The organism is Pseudomonas sp. LBUM1664, from assembly GCF_059695895.1.
The window spans coordinates 5,074,297-5,093,329 of the sequence record NZ_CP166791.1; the positions used below are offsets into that span (position 1 = coordinate 5,074,297).

At 60.4% G+C, this 19,033-nt stretch carries 14 protein-coding genes and 1 pseudogene; 6 read left to right on the forward strand and 9 right to left on the reverse strand.

The window, feature by feature from the left end; translation table 11 throughout:
- Positions 1-235 precede the first annotated feature (235 nt).
- Positions 236-697: pseudogene (locus ACA047_RS23725) on the reverse strand (REP-associated tyrosine transposase).
- A 360-nt stretch (positions 698-1,057) separates the two neighbouring features.
- Here ACA047_RS23725 and ACA047_RS23730 point away from each other — a divergent pair.
- Positions 1,058-4,186, forward strand: a complete 3,129-nt coding sequence (locus tag ACA047_RS23730) for a transglycosylase domain-containing protein (RefSeq protein WP_497353521.1) — start codon at positions 1,058-1,060, stop codon at positions 4,184-4,186.
- Here the strand turns inward: ACA047_RS23730 and ACA047_RS23735 are convergent.
- The 7 genes from ACA047_RS23735 to ACA047_RS23765 form a co-directional block, all read right to left on the reverse strand.
- Positions 4,158-5,555, reverse strand: a complete 1,398-nt coding sequence (locus ACA047_RS23735) for a hypothetical protein (RefSeq protein ID WP_497353523.1) — start codon at positions 5,553-5,555, stop codon at positions 4,158-4,160. The genes ACA047_RS23730 and ACA047_RS23735 overlap by 29 nt on opposite strands.
- 26 nt (positions 5,556-5,581) lie before the next feature.
- The gene (locus ACA047_RS23740; protein WP_497360512.1) at positions 5,582-6,769 is read right to left on the reverse strand and encodes a hypothetical protein; all 1,188 of its coding nucleotides are present in this window, start codon (positions 6,767-6,769) and stop codon (positions 5,582-5,584) included.
- A 108-nt stretch (positions 6,770-6,877) separates the two neighbouring features.
- Positions 6,878-7,318 (reverse strand): CS1 type fimbrial major subunit, encoded by a 441-nt coding sequence (locus ACA047_RS23745; protein ID WP_497360514.1) that lies wholly within the window; start codon positions 7,316-7,318, stop codon positions 6,878-6,880.
- 87 nt (positions 7,319-7,405) lie between these two features.
- On the reverse strand, positions 7,406-8,149 hold the full coding sequence (locus ACA047_RS23750) for a molecular chaperone (RefSeq protein WP_497353525.1): 744 nt from the start codon (positions 8,147-8,149) through the stop codon (positions 7,406-7,408).
- Positions 8,150-8,255: 106 nt separating this feature from the next.
- Positions 8,256-10,778 (reverse strand): CS1-pili formation C-terminal domain-containing protein, encoded by a 2,523-nt coding sequence (locus tag ACA047_RS23755; RefSeq protein WP_497353527.1) that lies wholly within the window; start codon positions 10,776-10,778, stop codon positions 8,256-8,258.
- 87 nt (positions 10,779-10,865) lie between these two features.
- Positions 10,866-11,369 (reverse strand): CS1 type fimbrial major subunit, encoded by a 504-nt coding sequence (locus ACA047_RS23760; protein ID WP_497353529.1) that lies wholly within the window; start codon positions 11,367-11,369, stop codon positions 10,866-10,868.
- A 117-nt stretch (positions 11,370-11,486) separates the two neighbouring features.
- Positions 11,487-11,972: a CS1 type fimbrial major subunit gene (locus ACA047_RS23765; RefSeq protein WP_497353531.1), complete on the reverse strand. Its 486-nt coding sequence runs from the start codon at positions 11,970-11,972 to the stop codon at positions 11,487-11,489.
- Positions 11,973-12,372: 400 nt separating this feature from the next.
- Between ACA047_RS23765 and ACA047_RS23770 the strand changes: the two genes are divergently transcribed.
- From ACA047_RS23770 to purT, 4 genes are all read left to right on the forward strand, one after another.
- Complete coding sequence (locus tag ACA047_RS23770) at positions 12,373-12,939, forward strand: PadR family transcriptional regulator (protein ID WP_497353533.1); 567 nt, start codon at positions 12,373-12,375, stop codon at positions 12,937-12,939.
- The gene (locus ACA047_RS23775; RefSeq protein ID WP_497353535.1) at positions 12,932-13,717 is read left to right on the forward strand and encodes a siderophore-interacting protein; all 786 of its coding nucleotides are present in this window, start codon (positions 12,932-12,934) and stop codon (positions 13,715-13,717) included. The genes ACA047_RS23770 and ACA047_RS23775 overlap by 8 nt, the downstream gene beginning before the upstream one ends.
- Before the next feature lie 189 nt (positions 13,718-13,906).
- Positions 13,907-14,374: a preQ0 transporter gene (locus tag ACA047_RS23780; protein WP_497353537.1), complete on the forward strand. Its 468-nt coding sequence runs from the start codon at positions 13,907-13,909 to the stop codon at positions 14,372-14,374.
- 102 nt (positions 14,375-14,476) lie between these two features.
- Positions 14,477-15,658 (forward strand): formate-dependent phosphoribosylglycinamide formyltransferase, encoded by a 1,182-nt coding sequence (gene purT / locus ACA047_RS23785; RefSeq protein ID WP_497353539.1) that lies wholly within the window; start codon positions 14,477-14,479, stop codon positions 15,656-15,658.
- Between the two features lie 202 nt (positions 15,659-15,860).
- Here purT and ACA047_RS23790 read toward each other — a convergent pair whose 3' ends face one another.
- Positions 15,861-18,275 carry a glucose/quinate/shikimate family membrane-bound PQQ-dependent dehydrogenase gene (locus ACA047_RS23790; protein ID WP_497353541.1) on the reverse strand — a complete coding sequence of 805 codons (2,415 nt, stop codon included), beginning with the start codon at positions 18,273-18,275 and terminating at the stop codon, positions 15,861-15,863.
- Between the two features lie 490 nt (positions 18,276-18,765).
- Between ACA047_RS23790 and ACA047_RS23795 the strand changes: the two genes are divergently transcribed.
- Positions 18,766-18,996, forward strand: coding sequence for a VF530 family protein (locus ACA047_RS23795; RefSeq protein WP_497353543.1), 231 nt, complete (start codon positions 18,766-18,768; stop codon positions 18,994-18,996).
- Positions 18,997-19,033 lie beyond the last annotated feature (37 nt).

The following is a 19,033-nucleotide window of genomic DNA, read 5'->3' on the forward strand; positions in this document are numbered from 1 at the left end:
CGTTTCACAGCGTTGCCGAGTATTGCACAGTGATGGTGCAGCGTCATGCCTGGGTACCGGGCGATGGCTCTAGCACAAGGCTTCCAGGTACTGCTGCCCCCTGTGGCGAGAGAGCTTGCTCCCGCTCGGCTGCGCAGCAGATGCACCAATGGCCAGACAGACAACTTTTTTTGGTTGAAAAAGCGAGGGCGGCTTCGCCCCCCAGCGGGAGCAAGCTCCCTCGCCACAAGAGCAGCTAGAGCCATGTCGTATCCCAGAGTGGGTAATCGCCAATACGTTCCACCAGCCCAGCCCGAAGCGGATTGGCAATGATGTAGCGGGCGAAGGGCAGCAGGTCTTCATCATCGCGAATCGCACGGTCATGGAAGCCGCTTTGCTAAAAGGCGCCTTTTCTGTTTCTTGCTCGATTGATTGCCAGGGTGCTGCGGGATTTGACCGCTTGCATCACCTGAGTGAGCTGGGCCTGCTCCAGCTGTACCAGCCAATGCAGATGGTCCGGCATTACAACCCAGGCCAGCGAATTGACTTGGCCTCGCTCATGAGCCAGGCGCAATTCTGCAACCAATAGGCGGCCCAGTTGCCAGTCGTTAAAGATAGGTGCCCGTTGATGAACGACCGTAGTGACGAGGTAGCCTCGCCCCTGTTCCGAAGAGCGTCCGCGACGCAAGCGATGAGAGTTTGGGCGTGGAGGATGCATTCCGTGGCTTCCTGTGGTTGGGGCACCTACTTACGGTAGCTCTGCCCGCGACGATCCGACGCGATGATGGTTGAGCGACTTTTCCGAAAACAACGTAGTACCCGTGGCCAGAGATTGCTCCCGCTGGGTGGCGCAGCCGCCCCCGCTTTTCAGCCGCTGAACATTCTCCAGCCATGCGGCACCTGCGTCTGCTGCGCAGCCGAGCGGGAGCAAGCTCCCTCGCCACAAAAGCTCATCGGCCAATGGCATCTAACAAGTGCTCGTGTATGGGGCTGCCCGACAATTTCCCCTCCCCCAGCGCCAACCACCGTCTAAGCTTCAAGCAAGTCCGATCAATCTGCGTGAATGGATCAGTCGACTATGGGCGCTTTGTGGCAAACCGATTCGAGTAAACCTGTGGGCCCGACTGAACGTATGGAAGAAGCACCTTTACCCCAAAAAAATCGCCGCGCGCGGCATGGCTGGCGGGCGTTCTGGTTGTTGCTGTTGATTATCGTGGTGGTGGTCGGTCTGGCTGTGGCCAAGGAAATGCGCACGTCCAGGTTTCAGGCCAAGGAGATCAGCCATTACGCCGCGTCCCTGAGTTACTCGGTGCAACCGGGTCCCAGCGATGCCATCGTCTACCCGGGGGCAGGTCCGTTCGACCGGCGGTTGGGCTATAGCTCCCTGGGGGAATTCCTGCCGCGGTTGCTCAAGCACGATTACGTGATCCAGGCCCAGGCCCGTTTCTCGCCTGCCTTGATGGATTACGTCAAAAAAGGCCTGTTCGTGCCCTACACGGAAAAGATCCAGGCCGGGCTGACCATCACCGATTGCCGCGCCGCGCCGGTGTATCAGTTCAAGTACCCGCAGCAGCTGTATGCGAGTTTCGAAACGATCCCTCCGGTGGTGGTGCAAAGCCTGCTGTTTATCGAGAACCGCTTTTTGCTCGACCCCCAGCACCCTCAGGCCAACCCGGCGGTGGACTGGCCGCGTTTCGGCATGGCGGCGTGGTCGCAAGTGGCCAAGCTGTTGAGTTTGCCGGGGCAATCCGCCGGGGGCAGCACGCTGGCGACGCAGTTGGAAAAATATCGCCATTCCCCCGAGGGCCTCACCGTGTCGGGTGCGGAAAAAATCCGCCAGATGATTTCCGCCAGCGTGCGCGCCTATCAGGCCGGCCCACAAACCCTCGAGGCGCGGCAGCGGGTCATCCGCGACTACCTCAACAGCGTGCCGCTCTCCGCCGTGCCGGGCCATGGTGAAGTTCATGGCATGGCTGAAGGTTTGCGGGTCTGGTACGGCGCCGACTTCAACCGGGCCAATGAACGCTTGTCCGGCGCCGCGACGGACCCAAAAAGCCTGGCGGAAAAAGGCCTGGCCCTGCGGGAAATGCTGTCGCTGATGATCGCCCAGCGCCGCCCGTCGCACTACCTGTCCAAGGGCCGCGATGAACTGGCAAGCCTGACCGACAGCCACGTCCGGCTGTTGGCACAAAACGGTGTGATTGATGCCGCCCTGGCCGATGCCACACTGGCGAGCAAGGTCAGTTATCGCGACTGGGTGCAGCAACCGACGATCCAGCCCAACGAAACCAACAAAGGCATCAGCGCCGCCCGCAGTCGCCTCGCCACGCTGCTCAACCGTCCGCTGTACGACCTCGATCGCCTGGACCTCTCCGCCACCAGCACCTTGCAAAGCGACTTGCAGGCCCAAGCCACCGAATACCTCAAGCGCTTGGCCGACCCGGCGTTCGCTGCCGAGATCGGCCTGATGGGCGAACGTCTGCTGACCCCCACCAGCACCACCCAGGTGCGCTACAGCTTCACCCTGCTGGAACTGACCCCGGACGGTTCGCGCGTGCGGGTACAAACCGACAGCACCGACCAGCCCTTCGATATCAACGAAGGCAGCAAACTGGAACTGGGCTCTACCGCCAAGCTGCGGGTGCTCACCACCTACCTGCAGATCGTTGCCGAACTGCACGACCGTTATGCCCAGCAGACCCCGGCGGCGTTGAAAAAAACCGAGATCTCCGACCAGGACCGTCTGTCCCGCTGGGCCGTCGACTATTTGCTTCAGAACACCGACCGCAGCCTGCCAAAAATGCTTGAAGCGGCGCTGGATCGCACCTACTCGGCCAGCCCCGCCGAGTCGTTTTTCACCGGTGGCGGGCTACACACCTTCCACAACTTCCGCAACGAAGACAACGGCCGCATCCCCACGTTGCGCGACGCCCTGCGCGAATCGATCAACCTGCCGTTCATCCGCCTGATGCGTGACCTGGTGCGCTACGCCACCTACGCCGGTCCCAGCAACAGCGCCGAGCTGCTCAAGGACGATAATGACCCGCGCCGCCAGGAATACCTGGCCCAGTTCGCTGACCGCGAAGGCACTTCGTTCCTGCTCAAGTTCTGGAAGAAGTACCAGAAAAAGGACACTGGCCAGCGCCTCGAAACCTTCCTCGACAGCATGCACCCCACGGCGATCCGGCTGGCCGCCGTACACCGTTACTTCTTTCCTGGTGACAGTCAGGAGAGTTTCAACCTCTTCGTGCGCTCGCACCTCAAATCGGTCAAGAGCTCCGAAAAACTCACCGACGAACGCCTGGAACGGCTCTATCAGAGCTACGGCCCCGGCGCCTATGACCTACCGGACCAGGGCTTTATCGCCAAGGTCCACCCGTTGGACCTGTGGTTGATGGGTTACCTGCTGAACAACCCCGATGCCAAATTCAGCCAGATCGTCAAAGCCAGTGAGTTCGAGCGCCAGGAGGTCTACAGCTGGCTGTTCAAGAGCCGGCACAAGAGCGCCCGCGACAGTCGCATCCGGACCATGCTGGAGATCGAGGCTTTCCTGGATATCCACCAGCGCTGGCAGAAAGTCGGCTACCCCTTCGACCACCTGGTGCCTTCGCTGGCCACCGCCATCGGCAGCTCTGGCGACCGCCCCGCTGCGCTTGCGGAACTGGTGGGCACCATCCTCAACGACGGCATCCGGCAACCGGCGCTGCGCGTCGACAGCCTGGACTTTGCCGTCGGTACACCCTACGAGACGCGGCTGGTCAGCAACCCGGATAACGGCAAGCGGGTGATGCCGGTGGAAGTGGCCCAGGCCTTGCGCGGTGCGCTCTCCCAGGTGGTCGACGCCGGCACCGCGAAACGGGTGGCCGGCAGTTTCAAACTGGCCGACGGCACACCGCTGGCCATGGGCGGCAAGACCGGCACCGGCGACAACCGCATCGAGGCCATCGGCGCGGGTGGGCGCATTCTCAGTTCCAAGTCGATCAACCGCACCGCCACCTTTGTGTTCTACATCGGCGACAGCCATTTCGGCACCCTCACCGCCTATGTGCCTGGGGTTTCGGCGCAGAACTTCAAATTCACCTCGGCCTTGCCGGTGCAGGTGCTCAAAGGCATGGCGCCGTTTCTCTCGCCGTACTTGCAACCGGGCAGCAATACCCAGTGCAAGCCGTTGCTGGCAGCTAGACTTCCGAATCCCAGATCACCGTGACATTGCCGGTGTAGGTCCTGACGCCCTCGCCCTGCAGCATCTCCTCTACCTGGTCCCGGACAATCTCGAAATGCAGGGTGCCCGGCTTGCGATCCAAATACTGGCTTGGCTCGAACAGCTCGGTGCCGCTGCCGTCGCGGTATAACCGGCGGCGGTTGACCGATTGGCCCGAACCATCCGTCAACCCAGGGGGCAAGGTGACGCTGATCTCCACCGGTACGAGATGACCGGTGTCGGCATCCCACAGCGAGCAGGTATTACCGCCGCCGGCGTATTGGCATTCGAGGTCCATCTTGAAACGCGACGAGGCCGAGATATGGAACATCTGGTCCCGAAACAACCGCGTCGGCTTGCGCCCCTGGTTCAACCAGGCCTGCCAGCCGCCCTGCGGTTCGAGCACCACCCGGTTGCCGCCGGGGGGAATTTCGACCTTGAGCGTGTGCTGAACCTCTAGGTTGAAATTCAGTGTGATGACCGAATCATTGGCGATCATGACATCGCCCAGGTCAAAGTCCTGTCCCGGCCCGACGGTGTAGTTCAGCGTCCCCATGTAGTGACCGGTCGACATCTTCAGGGGGTTGGGTGTGCGCAATTCGTAGGCAAAATCCAAGTATTGAAGCGTCATCCCGGGTATCAGGTACTGAGCCTGTTTAGCACAAACACTTTCTTGTGGCGTCTTCCAGAAAAAAGTGTAGGTAGAATCGCCATACGCCCCCACACCGCTATAAGTGCACGGCGGGGGTGCGTACACCCAAGTGCTGCCCCAAAGCATGGTGTGACCCGTAATGGCACTCACGCCGCCCCCCACCAGGCTGGCGGCAGTGTCGCTGAGTTCATATCGCGACCCGATACCGGACACTCGTATTTCTACAACTTCACTTTCGCCAGTGCTTGAATTAATGACCTGTGCCGTACGCCAATTGGCGGGCGCCTTGAACATAGCCCCTTGCCGATCATTTGAGTGATTAGGCTGAATGGGCCCGGACGAATCAAAGCGAATGGGCAATCGAATACTGAACATTCGATTAGCGGTGCATTCCGCGGGGAATTGGGCGCAATACCCACTGGCAGGCGTGGTATTGGTGAAGGTGTTTTCCATGGGTTTAGCAGCGTCGGGCCGGAAAATCGCATTGATGTCCTGGGTCAAGGCATTGGCCGTTGGAATGCCCGTCAGCAAGGCAAACCCCGCCACCACGCGATACAACGAAAAACCGCGCTTGAAGATTTTTGAACCACTCATATTGTTCCACTCTGATAAACGGCGACGGACCAGGGCTCGATGGCAACGAAAGGTGGGAGCAAAGCTTGCTCGCGATAACGGCGGTACATTCAACATCAATGCAACCAGACCCACCGCCATCGCGAGCAAGCTCGGCTCCCACAGGGGATTGATGTCTAGATTTCCGAATCCCAGATCACCGTGACATTGCCGGTGTAGGTCCTGGCGCCCTCGCCCTGCAGCATCTCTTCCACTTGCTCCCGGACAATCTCGAAATGCAGGGTGCCCGGCTTGCGTTCCAAATACTGGTTTGGCTCGAACAGCTCGGTCCCGCTGCCGCCGCGGTATAACCGGCGGCGGTTGACCGATTGGCCCGAACCATCCGTCAAGCCAGGGGGCAAGGTGACGCTGATCTCCACCGGTACGAGATGACCGGTGTCGGCATCCCACAGCGAGCAGGTGTTCCCGCCGGTGGCGTATTGGCATTCGAGGTTCATCTTGAAACGCGACGAAGTCGAAATATGGAACGTCTGGTCCCGATACAGCCGCGTCGGTTTGCGCCCCTGGTTCAACCAGGCCTGCCAGCCGCCCTGCGGTTCGAGTACCACTTTGTTCCCGCCAGGGGGAACTTCGATTTTGAGTGGATGATCGACCTCAAGATTGAAATTCAGCGTGAGCACCGAGTCGTCCGCGACCATGACATCGCCGAAGTCAAAGTCCTGCCCCGGTCCAACGCCATAGCTCAACGAGCCCGTGTAGCGACCGGACGACATCGTCAGGGGGTTAGGGGTGCGCAGTTCGTAGGCAAAGCTCGTGTCGTAATAGTTCATCCATGGGACCAAGTATTTGGCCTGTTTAGTACACAGGCCCTCTTGGGGAAAATGCCAGAAAAAATAATAAGTCACGTTGGAATAGGTCCCAAGACCAGAACTGCGGCAGGGTGAAGGCGCCTGCGCCCAGTTGGAGCCCCATAACAGGCCATGAGCGATATTCGCAGGCCCCGTCCCCACCAGATGAACGACGTCAGAGGTTCGATATTGCCCACCAATGCCGGAGATTCGTACTTCTACAATTTCACTTTCACCCGTGTTTGAATTAATGACTTGTAGCGCACGCCAATCGGCGGGCACCTTGAACATTGCACCTTGCCGGGTATCCGGATGATTGGGCTGAATGGGTCCGGACCCAGTGACATGGAGGAGAAAGAAAAAACTGGATATCCCCAAGGCGGCACATTGCGCCGAGTAGACGAAGCAATACCCACCCGGAGGCGTGGTATTGGTGAATATGTTATGCGTGGGGTTTGAGGGGTCCGGTCGGAAAGTCGCAGTGATGTTCCGGGTCGCGGCACTGGCCGTCGACATGCCCACCAACAACAAGGCAAAAACCGTGGCCACGCGGTACCACGAACACCCGCGTTCGAAAATGTTTGAACGACTCATTTGGTTCCACTCCAATAAACGGCCAGGGCCCTACGGCGCAATAGCATCGAACACCATGTGCACCGTGCCCAAGTACTCACCGGGTTGGTAATCGTCGTCCGGCTTGATGGCGGCGATTTCCAGGCCCACGCGCTGGCCGGGCAGGGCCTGGGCGGCCGACACCACCTGGGCGGAATCCAGGGTCAGCTCGACCTTGTTGAACGTCACCCGCAGGTCAATGCGATCACTGCCATTGGACAGGTACGCTTCCTCACCCAGGCGGGCGCCAATGGCACCGTTGGCGTTCTTCACATCAAAAAACGCCCGCAGCGGGCTGAGCTGGGAGGTCACGGTATTGAAAGGCAGGCGCTGTTCGCGCTGGACCAGTTGCGGGTCGATCGGCAACACGTAGAAATCGGCGGTCGGGATGGAGACGGAGACTTCGAAGGTTTCCCGTTGCACCTCCCCCCAGGCCGCCATGCCCGAAAGCATCAGAATGTTGAATATAAGGGTGTATAGAAGTGGCTTGATCATCATGTTTACCTGTGCCCCAACAGCGGTTCAGCGACGGGAAAACCGTCAGCCTTTGATCTCGACGGTTTTCTCTTGGCTGCCTTCGACCAGGGTGAAGCGGTATTCACGCCCAGGCTCCTTGTCGAACGAAAAGGTGCGACCGGCCATGACGTGGTGCTTGGTGGTCGGCCTGCAATCGTTCTCTTTTTTCGCCGAGCAATCCTTGAACTCCTCGATCACCACCACGGTGTTGCCGTTGTTGCGCAGCTGGTAGCGACCGGCGCTGTTATCGATGGCGGTCTCGAAGCGGCTGTCCTTGGGCCGTACGAAAAACACCGTGCCGTAACCGGCCAATACCTTGACCCCGGCCGCCAGGCGCTCCTTCTTGTATTCCTCGCGCTCCTCGGCGCTGACGGCGAACTCGTCCTCCACCTCCGGCACCACCGGCACGAAGCGCACCCGGAAATACCGCTCCTTGTCGCGATTGCCCATAAACACCAGTCGCGAGCCCTGGGTAGCGTTGGCCGGTATGATCAGGCGCGCGGGGCTTGCCATCAGGCCATCCTTGACCATGGGTCCTTCCTGGTTTTGCAACGGCACTTCACGGTAGCTACCGTCTGCGTCGTAGATGATCTCCAGGATGTTGACCTTGACGAACGCCGTGGACGTCCCGCCATTGAAGACCCGCTTCATGTAGGTGCTCTTGTCGCCTTCGAGGTAGTCGTAGACCACCCCGACGCTGATCTGCGGCCCGGCCTGGGCCATCATGGAAAACAACGAAAAACCACATAGAACCAATAAGCGTTTCATTACCCAAACCTCATGTATTGAAGGTGGCCGATGACGACCGCTTCACGGAACATTTTTATTGAACGTCGAGTGGCCAAGCACCATGGCCCTAGCGCCAGGATCAGGTTCAACCCGCCGTCTCGACCTTGATGCCGCTGTCGGCCAACGTGTCCGGCGTACAGCGCAAGTCACCGATCATCAGCACATCGCCCTCACGGCCGGCGTTGTCCGGGTCGAGGCGGAATTGGCAGAGCAATTCGCTGCCGTAACGCACCTCCAGCGTCGGCGAGCTGGCGTTCATTTCCATGGAGAAGAACCCATCCACCTCGCTAACCCCGCGGCTGGCGTGGTTGATTACGTGATGGCCCTTGAGCGGTTGGCCTTGCTCGTCCAGCAGGCGGCCGAGCACCGTCACGGTTTTCATCACACTGATCTTGCGATAGTCCACGCCGCCCTTGTTCAGGTGGTAGCGAGTGCGCGCCGGCTCAATGCTGGCCGCCGGCGGATAAAGGCCTTCAAAATCGAAGGTCACCATGCTGTTCTGGTAGGCGGTGATGGGCACGAAGTTGCGGCCCGGACGCAAGGTGGTATTGCCACCGGTCAGGTCGTCGGCGCGCAGGGTGATATCGTCCAGGTCGGTTTCCACATCGATGATCATGCCCGCACCGCGCCCCTGGGGCAGGCCGGTGAAGGCGACTTTCTGGCCGCCCACGGCCACCGTGCTGCTCAGGTTCAAGCCACCGGTGAGGTTGCCGTTGTAGGAAGAGCGCTGAACGAAGCCGTCGCCATACAGCGAATCGGTGTCGAAACTGGCCATGCCGGACAAGCCCACGCCATAGGTGTCGGTCAGTGCCGTTGCGGACACGCTTTGCAGCACGTGATCCTCAAGCGTGCGGCGATAGCTCACGGAGGCATTGTTGTCGCGCGTACCTTCCCGGGACGTGCGGGTGCCGATGCTGCCCGACCAATACTCGCCCGGCCCGCCCAAGGCCACGCTGACGCTGAGGTCCACGCCGCGATTGCGCTTATCGGCGGTACTCGAAGTGCCCGGACGGTCGAACACCGAAAGCCGCCAGTTGGCATCGCTGCCGCGCAGTTTGCCGCGCTGGGACCAGCCCAGGTCCAGGCCCGTGCCCTGGACATTGCCTTCGCTGTAGGCCAGCCGCCCGTTGATCGACGAGGTGTTGCTCAACCGATGGTTGACCGACAGCGACGAATTGCTGGTCTGGCCGACGAACACGTCGCGTTGGCGGATACGGGTGCCGTCGGCCAGGGTTTCGTAGGTGTTGCGGGTGTCCAGCCAACTGCGGTTGTGGCTGACCACCACGCTGCCATGGCCGTAGCTGTACAGCCCTTGCAGGTCCATGCCGGTGCCGTATTGCTCGGTCTGGTAGACGTTGGCGTAGAGGCTGGTGTTATTGGCCAGCGTCCAGTCCACCGAGGTGCCGTACTGCAACTTGTCCTGAACCTGGCGCGTGGAAAGCCCCAGCACCACCCGGGGGTGCAGCAGGTAGTTGAGGCCGACCCCGGCGGTGGTGAAACCCGACGGTTGCTCTTCCCAATTGCTCCACAGTTTGGTTTCGCGCCCGGCGAACAGGTTGTAGCGCCAACGGTCCTCAAAATTGCCCCAATTGTTGGGCTTGTAGACCAGTTCCTGGGTGGTGGCGGTAGTTTGGCCGTCTTCGACCAGCCGCACTTCCACTTCATAAATGCCACCGGGCAATGGCCGGGTGTCCAGGCTCTGCAACCCGGCGCTGACCGCCTGGGTGTGGATCAACAGGCCGTTGCGGTAGATCTCCACCGAGGCCTGGCGGCTGGCGGTGACGTAAATCGGGTACACGCTGGGCTTGGGGTTGTTGATGACCAGGCTGTCGGAACTGCCATACATCACGCCCAGCGCGGTGTCCGGGTTGGCACCGAACGAACGGATCTGGCGGTTCAGGCCATCGGAGCCCGGCATGAAATAACCCAGGCGGAAAAAAGTGCCTTCCATTTCGCGCTGGGTGTAGAGCTCATGGACCGCGTGATAAAGCTTGTCGTCCGGCCCGCCCAGGCGCGACAGCTGCATGTCGAACGCCTGGGTCCAATTGCCCAGGCTGGAACTGGCATTGAGACCATAACGCCCGCCCGTGTCCTGTTCCTGGCCACCGTTGAGGTTGAGCTGGTTATTGAAGATCAGGCCGTGGCTGCCCGCTTGCGGCAGATCGTAATAACGCTTTTGTTCGCTACCGCGCTCCACGTTTTGGGTGAGGATCGATACCAGGGAGTTTTCAAGGCTGTAATGCACCGCCAGCAGCCCCGACGTACAGGCCGCTTCGCACGCGCCAAGTGCGCGCCCCTGTTTGAGCAGTTGTTCCCATTGATCGCGGTCGGCGGCCTTGATCGGGCTGTCCTGGGTGTCGGTGAACTCAAGCAGCGTAATGCGATCGTCGCGGGTCAACACCACCATGGCTTCACCGAGGTACTGTTGATCGAGTTCTACATGAACCGCCAGAGGCACGTCGAAAAAGTGGGCTTCAAACTCCGCCGGCAGGCCCGCGGCCTGAGACATCAGACTTCTTGGCGTAGTACCGGGAGCGGTTGCCGCGGCCATTGCATTCGCGCACAGCAACAGCGCGAGCGCACCCGCGATGGGTGTCATCGGAAACATCAAGGGATTCTCATATCAGCAAACTATCGGGACGTTTCGGGTGCAGGCCGGGCGGTACAGACCGACAGGTCGATCCATCGAACGGCATTACGGGGTTATGCGAGGTACCGCGTCGAAGATCATCGTGATATCAGCGGTATATAGGCCCTCCCGCCCACCAACAACGGGGTTCATGGTCATGACCTTCAACTCGACGTGGGTACCTGGCGTGGACGCTGCGTCGCTCACCACTTCCTGGGGGGTTGGTCTGAGGATGACATCGTTGAAAAAAACGAGCAGAGGGATGTAGTCCGCCGGGCTCGCACCGCCGGTCAGATTCGGATAGCCATCCTCGAGGTAGGCATGGATCGAGCCTTCGGTGTTCTTCACGTCGTAGGTCTGACGTAAAGAACTTAAGGTGTTGCTCACCGGGTTGTAATTCATAACTTCATTCTTGCCGAACTCCGGATCCCGGGGCATGACATGGAATTGCTGGGTAGGAATAGTCGTACTGATATGGATAGCGGAGCGCGCATCGTCGGCCGCGAACGCCGGTGAAGAACCCAGGGCGGCAGCGACCAGCGCCGTACTGGAGACGAGTTGTTTCAACATACTTAACACCTGTGCGTAACAAGATACCGGGAGAGCCGAGTGCAGGTCGGTCAGCAATGGACCGACCTGCGCCGATGCCCGCAAGACGAGGAGAAACTCATCGGGCACTGAAAGGCATTACGGGCGAGGCACCGCGTCGAAGACCACGGTCAGGTCGGCGGTATAAAGGCCGTTCTGGCTATCGCTTGGCTTGGCCGCGGCGATGACCATATCGGCCTGGGTACCTGGAGTGGACGCCGCGTCGGTCACCACTTCCTGAGAAGACCCGGTCAGGATGACGCCGTTGAACGTGGTGGTCAGCGGAATGGCGTCCGTACCGTTGAACAGCGAAGCCGGGCCACCTTCAATGTAGGCATTGATCGAACCTTCGGTGTTCTTCACGTCATAGGTCTGGCGCAACGAAGTCAAGGTGCCGCTCACCAGGTTGTAACTCATGGTTTCATCCTTACCGAACTCCGGATCCCGTGGCATGGCATGGAACTGCTTGGAGGGGATCGTCGCGCTGATATGGATGGAGGAGCGCGCATCGTCGGCAGCGAACGCCAGCGAAGAACTCAGGGCGGCGGCGACCAGTGCAGTGCTGGATACGATTTGTTTGAGCATTGTTTAACACCTGTTCATAGCAATAAAAAGAGAAGGCTTGAAGTTCCATACCAACCACGGCCTGGCGTGAATCTTCAACGCCGGGGAATGATCGGTTCTTTTTATTTAAAAATAAGCAGGCACATTCCCACAGACGCGTAGTAAATCGGGCATACGAAATAAAGAAAAAAACACATCTTTATATAAAATCGAAGTTTGACTGTAAGAAACAACCCACACTTCATTACCACCCGCGTTACTTATCCCAGCAAACACTGAAGGTTCGAACCTGTCGCACCGCATACATAGGGTATTGAGGTAAGGTCTGCTCTTAATCCAAATATCACGCACCGACTTAAGATATATCTTTAAGTGCAAGGTATATCTCAGTTCTATTTAATGCAGAACGGAGAACAGGTAGATGCAACCGCCTCATTCCCCTCCCAACCACGACGACTTCGAGCGGCGCCCGGCAGGCCGCGAACGCGGCAGCCGTGGCCCCCGGGTCTTCGCCTCCGGTGACCTGAAATTGCTGTTGCTGGCGTTGATTGCCGAACAGCCTTGCCACGGCTATGACCTGATCCGCCAGATCGAAAACATCTTCAACGGTGCCTACAGCCCCAGCCCCGGCGTGATCTACCCGACCCTGACCTTCCTTGAAATGGGCGCAATGATCACCGGCGACGCTGAAGGTGGAAAAAAACGCTACAGCGTGACCGACGCCGGACGTCTATTCCTTGAAGACCAGGCCGAGGCGATGGAGGGTGTGCGAATGCGCATTGAAGTGAGCAAGCGCTCGTTGCATGGCCATGACCGGCCCCCGGAAATCCACGAAGCGGTGTATAACCTGCGGCATGCTTTGCAAAAGCATCATGGCCGCTGGAACCCGGAAGAAATCAAGCGGGTACGCGACCTGCTCAACGACACCGCCAAAGCCATCATCGACGGCCCCGACCGTCTATCTGTTTCGGAGTCAAGCAATGACTGAAGTCGATCCAAACACCATTCACCGTGTCAACCACGAGATCAAACGCCGTTGCCTGCAAGTGCTGCGGGTGGAGGACCTGACTCCCCGCATGCGCCGCATCACCGTCGGCGGGCCGGAATTGGCCGGGTTCGTCAGCTTGGGCACGGATGACCACGTGAAGCTGTTTTTCCCGCAGAACGCCGAGGAACGAGCAGCCCTGGAAAACCTCAACCCCAGTGCTGGCAAGGCCCAGGGCCCGATGCCCGAGATGCGCGACTACACCCCGCGCCGCTACGACCTGGACACCCTCGAGATGGACATCGATTTCGTGCTCCACGGCGACGGCCCTGCCGCGTCCTGGGCAGCCCAGGCGACACCTGGGCAATACCTCAATATCGGTGGGCCACGGGGCTCGATGATCGTGCCGGACATTTTCGACAGCTACCTGCTGATCGGCGACGAAACCGCCCTGCCCGCCATCGCCCGCCGCCTCGAAGGCCTGGCGCCCAACCGGCGTGCGCTGGTGGTGGTGGAAGTGGAAAACGGTGCCGAGCAGCAGATGCTCCACAGCCCGGCGCAGGTACACGTGATATGGGTGCTGCGCGAAGGTAGCCAGAACAACCTGCTGAGCACCGTGCAACAGCTGGAAGTACCCGCCGGCAAGCTGTACGCCTGGGTCGCCACCGAAAGTAAAGTGTCGCGGCAGATTCGCAAGGTGTTGCTGGAGGAGAAAGGCCTGGACCAGGACTTTGTGAAGGCGGCGGGTTACTGGAAGGCGGACGGTAGCGACGAAGAATAAGGCGCGGTCTGCTGGCCCCTGCCCCGCTGGCTGAAGTACCCTGCACCCACGTGGGAGCAAGGCTCGCCCGCGATGAAGGCGATGCGGTCTTTCAGAATCGAGGCGCCTGCTTCGCGAGCAAACTTTGCTCCCACAGGGCTATCGTTATTCTTGAGTGCTTGATCAAAACCCCACCAGGTACCCCGATCCATGTTTTTCCTGATCGCCTACATCAGCAGCGTCGTGCTGATCAACTACGCGTTTTCCGCTGCGCCGCACCTGGACATCATCTGGTCGGCCTGGGGCGGCTTGGTGTTTATCCTGCGGGACATGGTGCAGACCCGCTTCGGCCATGGCGCCATCGTGGCAATGCTGGCGGCACTGGTGTTGTCTTATGTCACATCCGACCCGACCATCGCCCTGGCCAGCGCCACGGCGTTTGCCGCGTCCGAATGCATTGACTGGCTGGTCTTCACCATCACCAAACGCCCGCTGCATGATCGGTTGTGGATCAGTTCGGCCCTGAGCATTCCCCTGGACACCTTTATCTTCTTCGGCCTGATCGACGCCCTGACGCCCGGCGTGGTGATCACCGCCCTGGCCTCGAAGTTCGCCGGCGTCACGGCAGTCTGGCTGATCATGGCCTGGCGTTTACGCAAACAGGCCGTCGCCGGCTGAAGCCAAACCCTGCGGTTCATGTAAAATGCCGCGCTTTCTCCCCACGGGAAGCTCGCCTGGCGCGCAACCCTCGATGATCCGCTCCTGTTTGAGGACCTTCAGATGACCCGTATCGGAACCCCATTGTCGCCCACCGCGACCCGCGTTTTGTTGTGTGGCAGCGGTGAGCTGGGCAAGGAAGTGGTAATCGAACTGCAGCGCCTGGGCGTTGAAGTGATTGCGGTGGATCGCTACGCCAACGCGCCGGCCATGCAAGTGGCCCACCGCAGCCATGTCATCAACATGCTCGACGGCGCCGCGTTGCGTGCGGTGATCGAGGCCGAGAAACCGCACTTCATCGTGCCGGAAATCGAAGCCATCGCCACCGCCACCCTGGTGGAACTGGAAGCCGAAGGCTTCACCGTGATCCCCACCGCCCGCGCCGCGCAGCTGACCATGAACCGTGAAGGCATTCGTCGCCTGGCCGCAGAAGAGCTGGGCCTGCCGACCTCGCCGTACTTCTTCGCCGACACCGTGGAAGACTACCGCAAGGCCGTTGAAACCCTGGGTTTCCCCTGTGTGGTCAAGCCGGTCATGAGTTCCTCGGGCAAGGGCCAGAGCCTGTTGCGCAGCACTGACGACGTGCAGACAGCCTGGGACTACGCCCAGGAAGGCGGCCGTGCCGGCAAGGGTCGGGTCATCATTGAAGGCTTTATCGACTTCGACTACGAAATCACTTTGCTCACCGTGCGTCATGTCGGCGGTACCACCTTCTGCGCACCAGTCGGTCACCGTCAGGAAAAGGGCGACTATCAGGAATCCTGGCAGCCCCAGGCCATGAGCCCGGCGGCCCTGGCCGAATCCGAGCGCGTAGCCAAGGCAGTGACCGAGGCCCTGGGTGGTCGCGGCCTGTTTGGCGTCGAGCTGTTCATCAAGGGTGATCAAGTGTGGTTCAGCGAAGTCTCGCCGCGCCCACACGACACCGGTCTGGTGACGCTGATTTCCCAGGACCTGTCGCAGTTCGCCCTGCACGCGCGCGCCATCCTCGGCCTGCCGATCCCGCAGATCCGTCAGTTCGGCCCATCGGCTTCGGCGGTGATCCTGGTGGAGGGTCAGTCGACCCAGACCGCCTTCGCCAACCTTGGCGCCGCCCTGAGCGAACCGGACACCGCGCTGCGCCTGTTCGGCAAACCGGAAGTCAACGGCCAACGCCGCCTGGGCGTGGCCCTGGCCCGGGACGAATCCATCGAAGCCGCCCGCGCCAAGGCGACCCGGTCTTCGCAGGCGGTGAAGATCGAGTTGTAAGTCTGGCGACGCTACCCAAACGCCCTGTGGCGAGGGAGCTTGCTCCCGCTGGACGCGCCAGCGTCCCCTGCGATGTGATGGCTGAAATACAGGGGCTGCTTCGCAGCCCAGCGGGAGCAAGCTCCCTCGCCACAAAAGCACAGCGCAATAAAAAAGGCGGCACCCGCAAGGGTGTCGCCTTTTTCATGGGCGCCGAGGTTGCTTAATCCGGCAGTTTGTACGCGATCACATAGTCACCTTGCTTGGTGCCCAGGGAACCGTGGCCGCCGGCGACGACCAGCACGTATTGCTTGCCGTCCTTGCCGGTGTAGGTCATCGGCGTGGTCTGGGCGCCGGCTGGCAGGCGACCTTCCCACAGTTGCTTGCCGTTTTTCACGTCATAGGCGCGCAGGTACTGGTCAAGGGTACCGCTCAGGAACGCCAGGCCGCTGGCCGTGGTGAAGGGCCCCCCCAGGCTCGGTACACCCATGGTCAGCGGGATCGGGACCGGTGAGCTGTCACGCACGGTGCCGTTCTTATGCATCCACAGGGTTTTGTTGGTGGTCAGGTCCACTGCCGCCACATAACCCCAGGCCGGCGCCTGGCATGGCAAGCCCATTGGCGAGAGCAACGCTTCAAGGATCACGCCATACGGCGCGCCCTTGTTCGGCTGCACGCCTTCGGTTTCGCTCTTGCGACCCGGACCGCCGGCCACGTCTGCCGCCGACACCAGTTTCGACTTGAACGCCATGTAGTTCGGGTTGACGAAAGCGATCTGACGCACCGGGTCGACCGAAATGCCGCCCCAGTCGAACACACCGAAGTTACCTGGGTACACGATCGAGCCTTGCAACGACGGCGGCGTGAACATGCCGTCATAGCGCAGCGACTTGAAGTCGATCCGGCACAGCATCTGATCGAACGGGGTCACGCCCCACATGTCGCGCTCCTTAAGGACCGGCGGCACGAAGTTCAGGTCAGACATCGGTTGGGTCGGCGAAGTGTGGTCGCCCTCCACCGCGCCTTGCGGCACCGGGACTTCCTTGATCGGTATGATCGGCTGACCGTTGCTGCGGTCCAGCACGTAAATGCTGCCCTGCTTGGTCGAAGCCAGCACGGCCGGTTTCACGCCCTCGGCGGTTTTCATGTCCATCAGGGTCGGTTGACCGCCAACATCCATGTCCCACAGGTCGTGGTGGGTGAACTGGAAGTACCAGCGCACCTTGCCGGTGGCGATGTCCAGCGCGGTCAGGCCGGCGGAATATTTTTCCGATTCTGGCGTGCGCAAGCCGCCGAACTGGTCGGGGGTCTGGTTGCCCATCGGCAGGTAGAGCATGCCGAGTTTTTCATCGACGCTGAACATGGACCACATGTTCGGCGAGTTACGGGTGTAGGTCTGGCCTTCGGCAATCGGCGTGGTGTCGTCCGGTTTGCCGCTGTCCCAGTTCCACACCAGCTTGCCGGTGTGCACGTCGTAGGCGCGGATGACACCGCTTGGCTCGTCGGTGGAGACGTTGTCGGTGACATGGCCGCCGATCACCACCAGGTTCTGGGTGACCGCCGGTGGCGAGGTGGAATAGTAACCGCCGGCCGTGAAGCCGCCGATGTTGGCGGTCAGGTCGACCTGACCTTTGTCGCCGAAGTCTTCGCACATCTTGCCGGTGTCAGCGTTGAGGGCGATCAGACGGGTGTCGGCGGTCGGCAGGAAAATCCGGCGCGGGCACGAGGTGCTGGCCGGCGTGGTGCTGGCGGCGCCGGTCGGGCTCTGCTCGGCAGAAGCGTACACGGCGTCATCGTGATAGGTCACGCCACGGCAGGTCATGTGGGCCCAACCCTTGAAGTTTTCCGCTTTTTGCGTGGAAAGCTTCGGATCGAAACGCCAGATTTCCTTACCGGTTTCAGGCTCCAGTGCAATCACCTGGCTGTGAGGTGTGCACACGTAAAGCATGCCGTTGACCTTCAGCGGGGTGTTTTCAGCCGTCGTCTCGCCCGGGTCGTTCGGCCCTGGTAGGTCGCCGGTGCGATAGGTCCAGGCCGGCACCAGTTTGCTGACGTTCTCGGGGGTGATCTGCGCCAGCGGCGAGTAACGGTCGCCATGGGCACTGCGGCCGTAGGAGTTCCAGTCTCCGTCCGGCATCGCCGGTGCGGTGTTGGTCATGCCTGGCACGCTGTCGCGATCCAATTGGCCCTTGATTTCACCCGGGTTGGTGAACTGGCTGGCGAGCGCGGCGATACCGGCGATGACCACGGCGGCGCCCAATGCGCGGGTCCCCATGGGCGAGGCGTCGACGGTCAACAATGGGCGGCGGAACCACGGCAGCAGCATGACAATGCCCAGGGCAAACAGCATCGCCAGGCGTGGCACCAACTGCCACCAATCCAGGCCCACTTCCCACAGCGCCCACACGGTGCTGGCGAACAGCACCAACGCGTACAGACCCAGGGCCGCGCGACGGGCCATGATCAGCAGCACGCCGGTCAGCGCCAGGCCAATACCGGCCAGCAGGTAATACAGCGAGCCGCCAAGCGTGCTCAGCTTGACCCCTCCGGCCAACAGGGCCAGGCCCATCAATAGAAGCAGAATGCCGAGCAGGCTCGGTAGCAGACGGCTTCGACCCAAAGCACCTTCAGTGCTCATAGTGTGATTCTCCGTGACGTTTTAAGGAGTCCCGCGCAAGTAGTCACTGTAGATGACGATCTTGAGGGGGCATGGTTCAGTAAAAAGGTATCCAGTTATTGCGAATAACTTGTGGGAGCAGGCTCGCTCCCACAGGTTTTGTTGCATGAATTAGAAAGGCGCCAAATCTTGATTGCGCCAGACTGCGCATCGAACTTTCGAGGGGCAAGACAGCGCTGTCTTTCAGAGTCTGTGCATCGAGCATAAAGAAAGTGTTCTTTGATCTTTTATCGGGAGTGAGCGCAACGCAGAGGCTCTGGCACGGCGCAAGAAGCGCTTGAGCAGGCGGCGCAAGGATAATGTCCTGTTCTCAATAGAGAAAGCGCTTTTGTTGCCATGGATCATTTCGGATTGGGTAACAGTGTGCCGGGAGGGTAAGACTATGCTTCCACCACAACGGCACCTCGGCTAAGGTGCGCGGCTTTACACCTTTTCGCGCAAAGGCCTCCCCATGACCGAACCGAACAACAACCCGCTGCACGGCGTGACGCTGGAGCAGATCCTCAACGCCCTGGTGCAACACTACGAATGGTCGGGCCTGGCCGAGCGCATCGATATCCGTTGCTTCAAGAGCGACCCGAGCATCAAGTCGAGCCTGACCTTCCTGCGCAAAACCCCTTGGGCACGGGAAAAAGTCGAGCGCCTGTACATCAAGTTGATGCGCACCAAACGGCCGACCTGAGCCGTGGGCATTGATGTCAGTCTTCGCCTCACGTGTC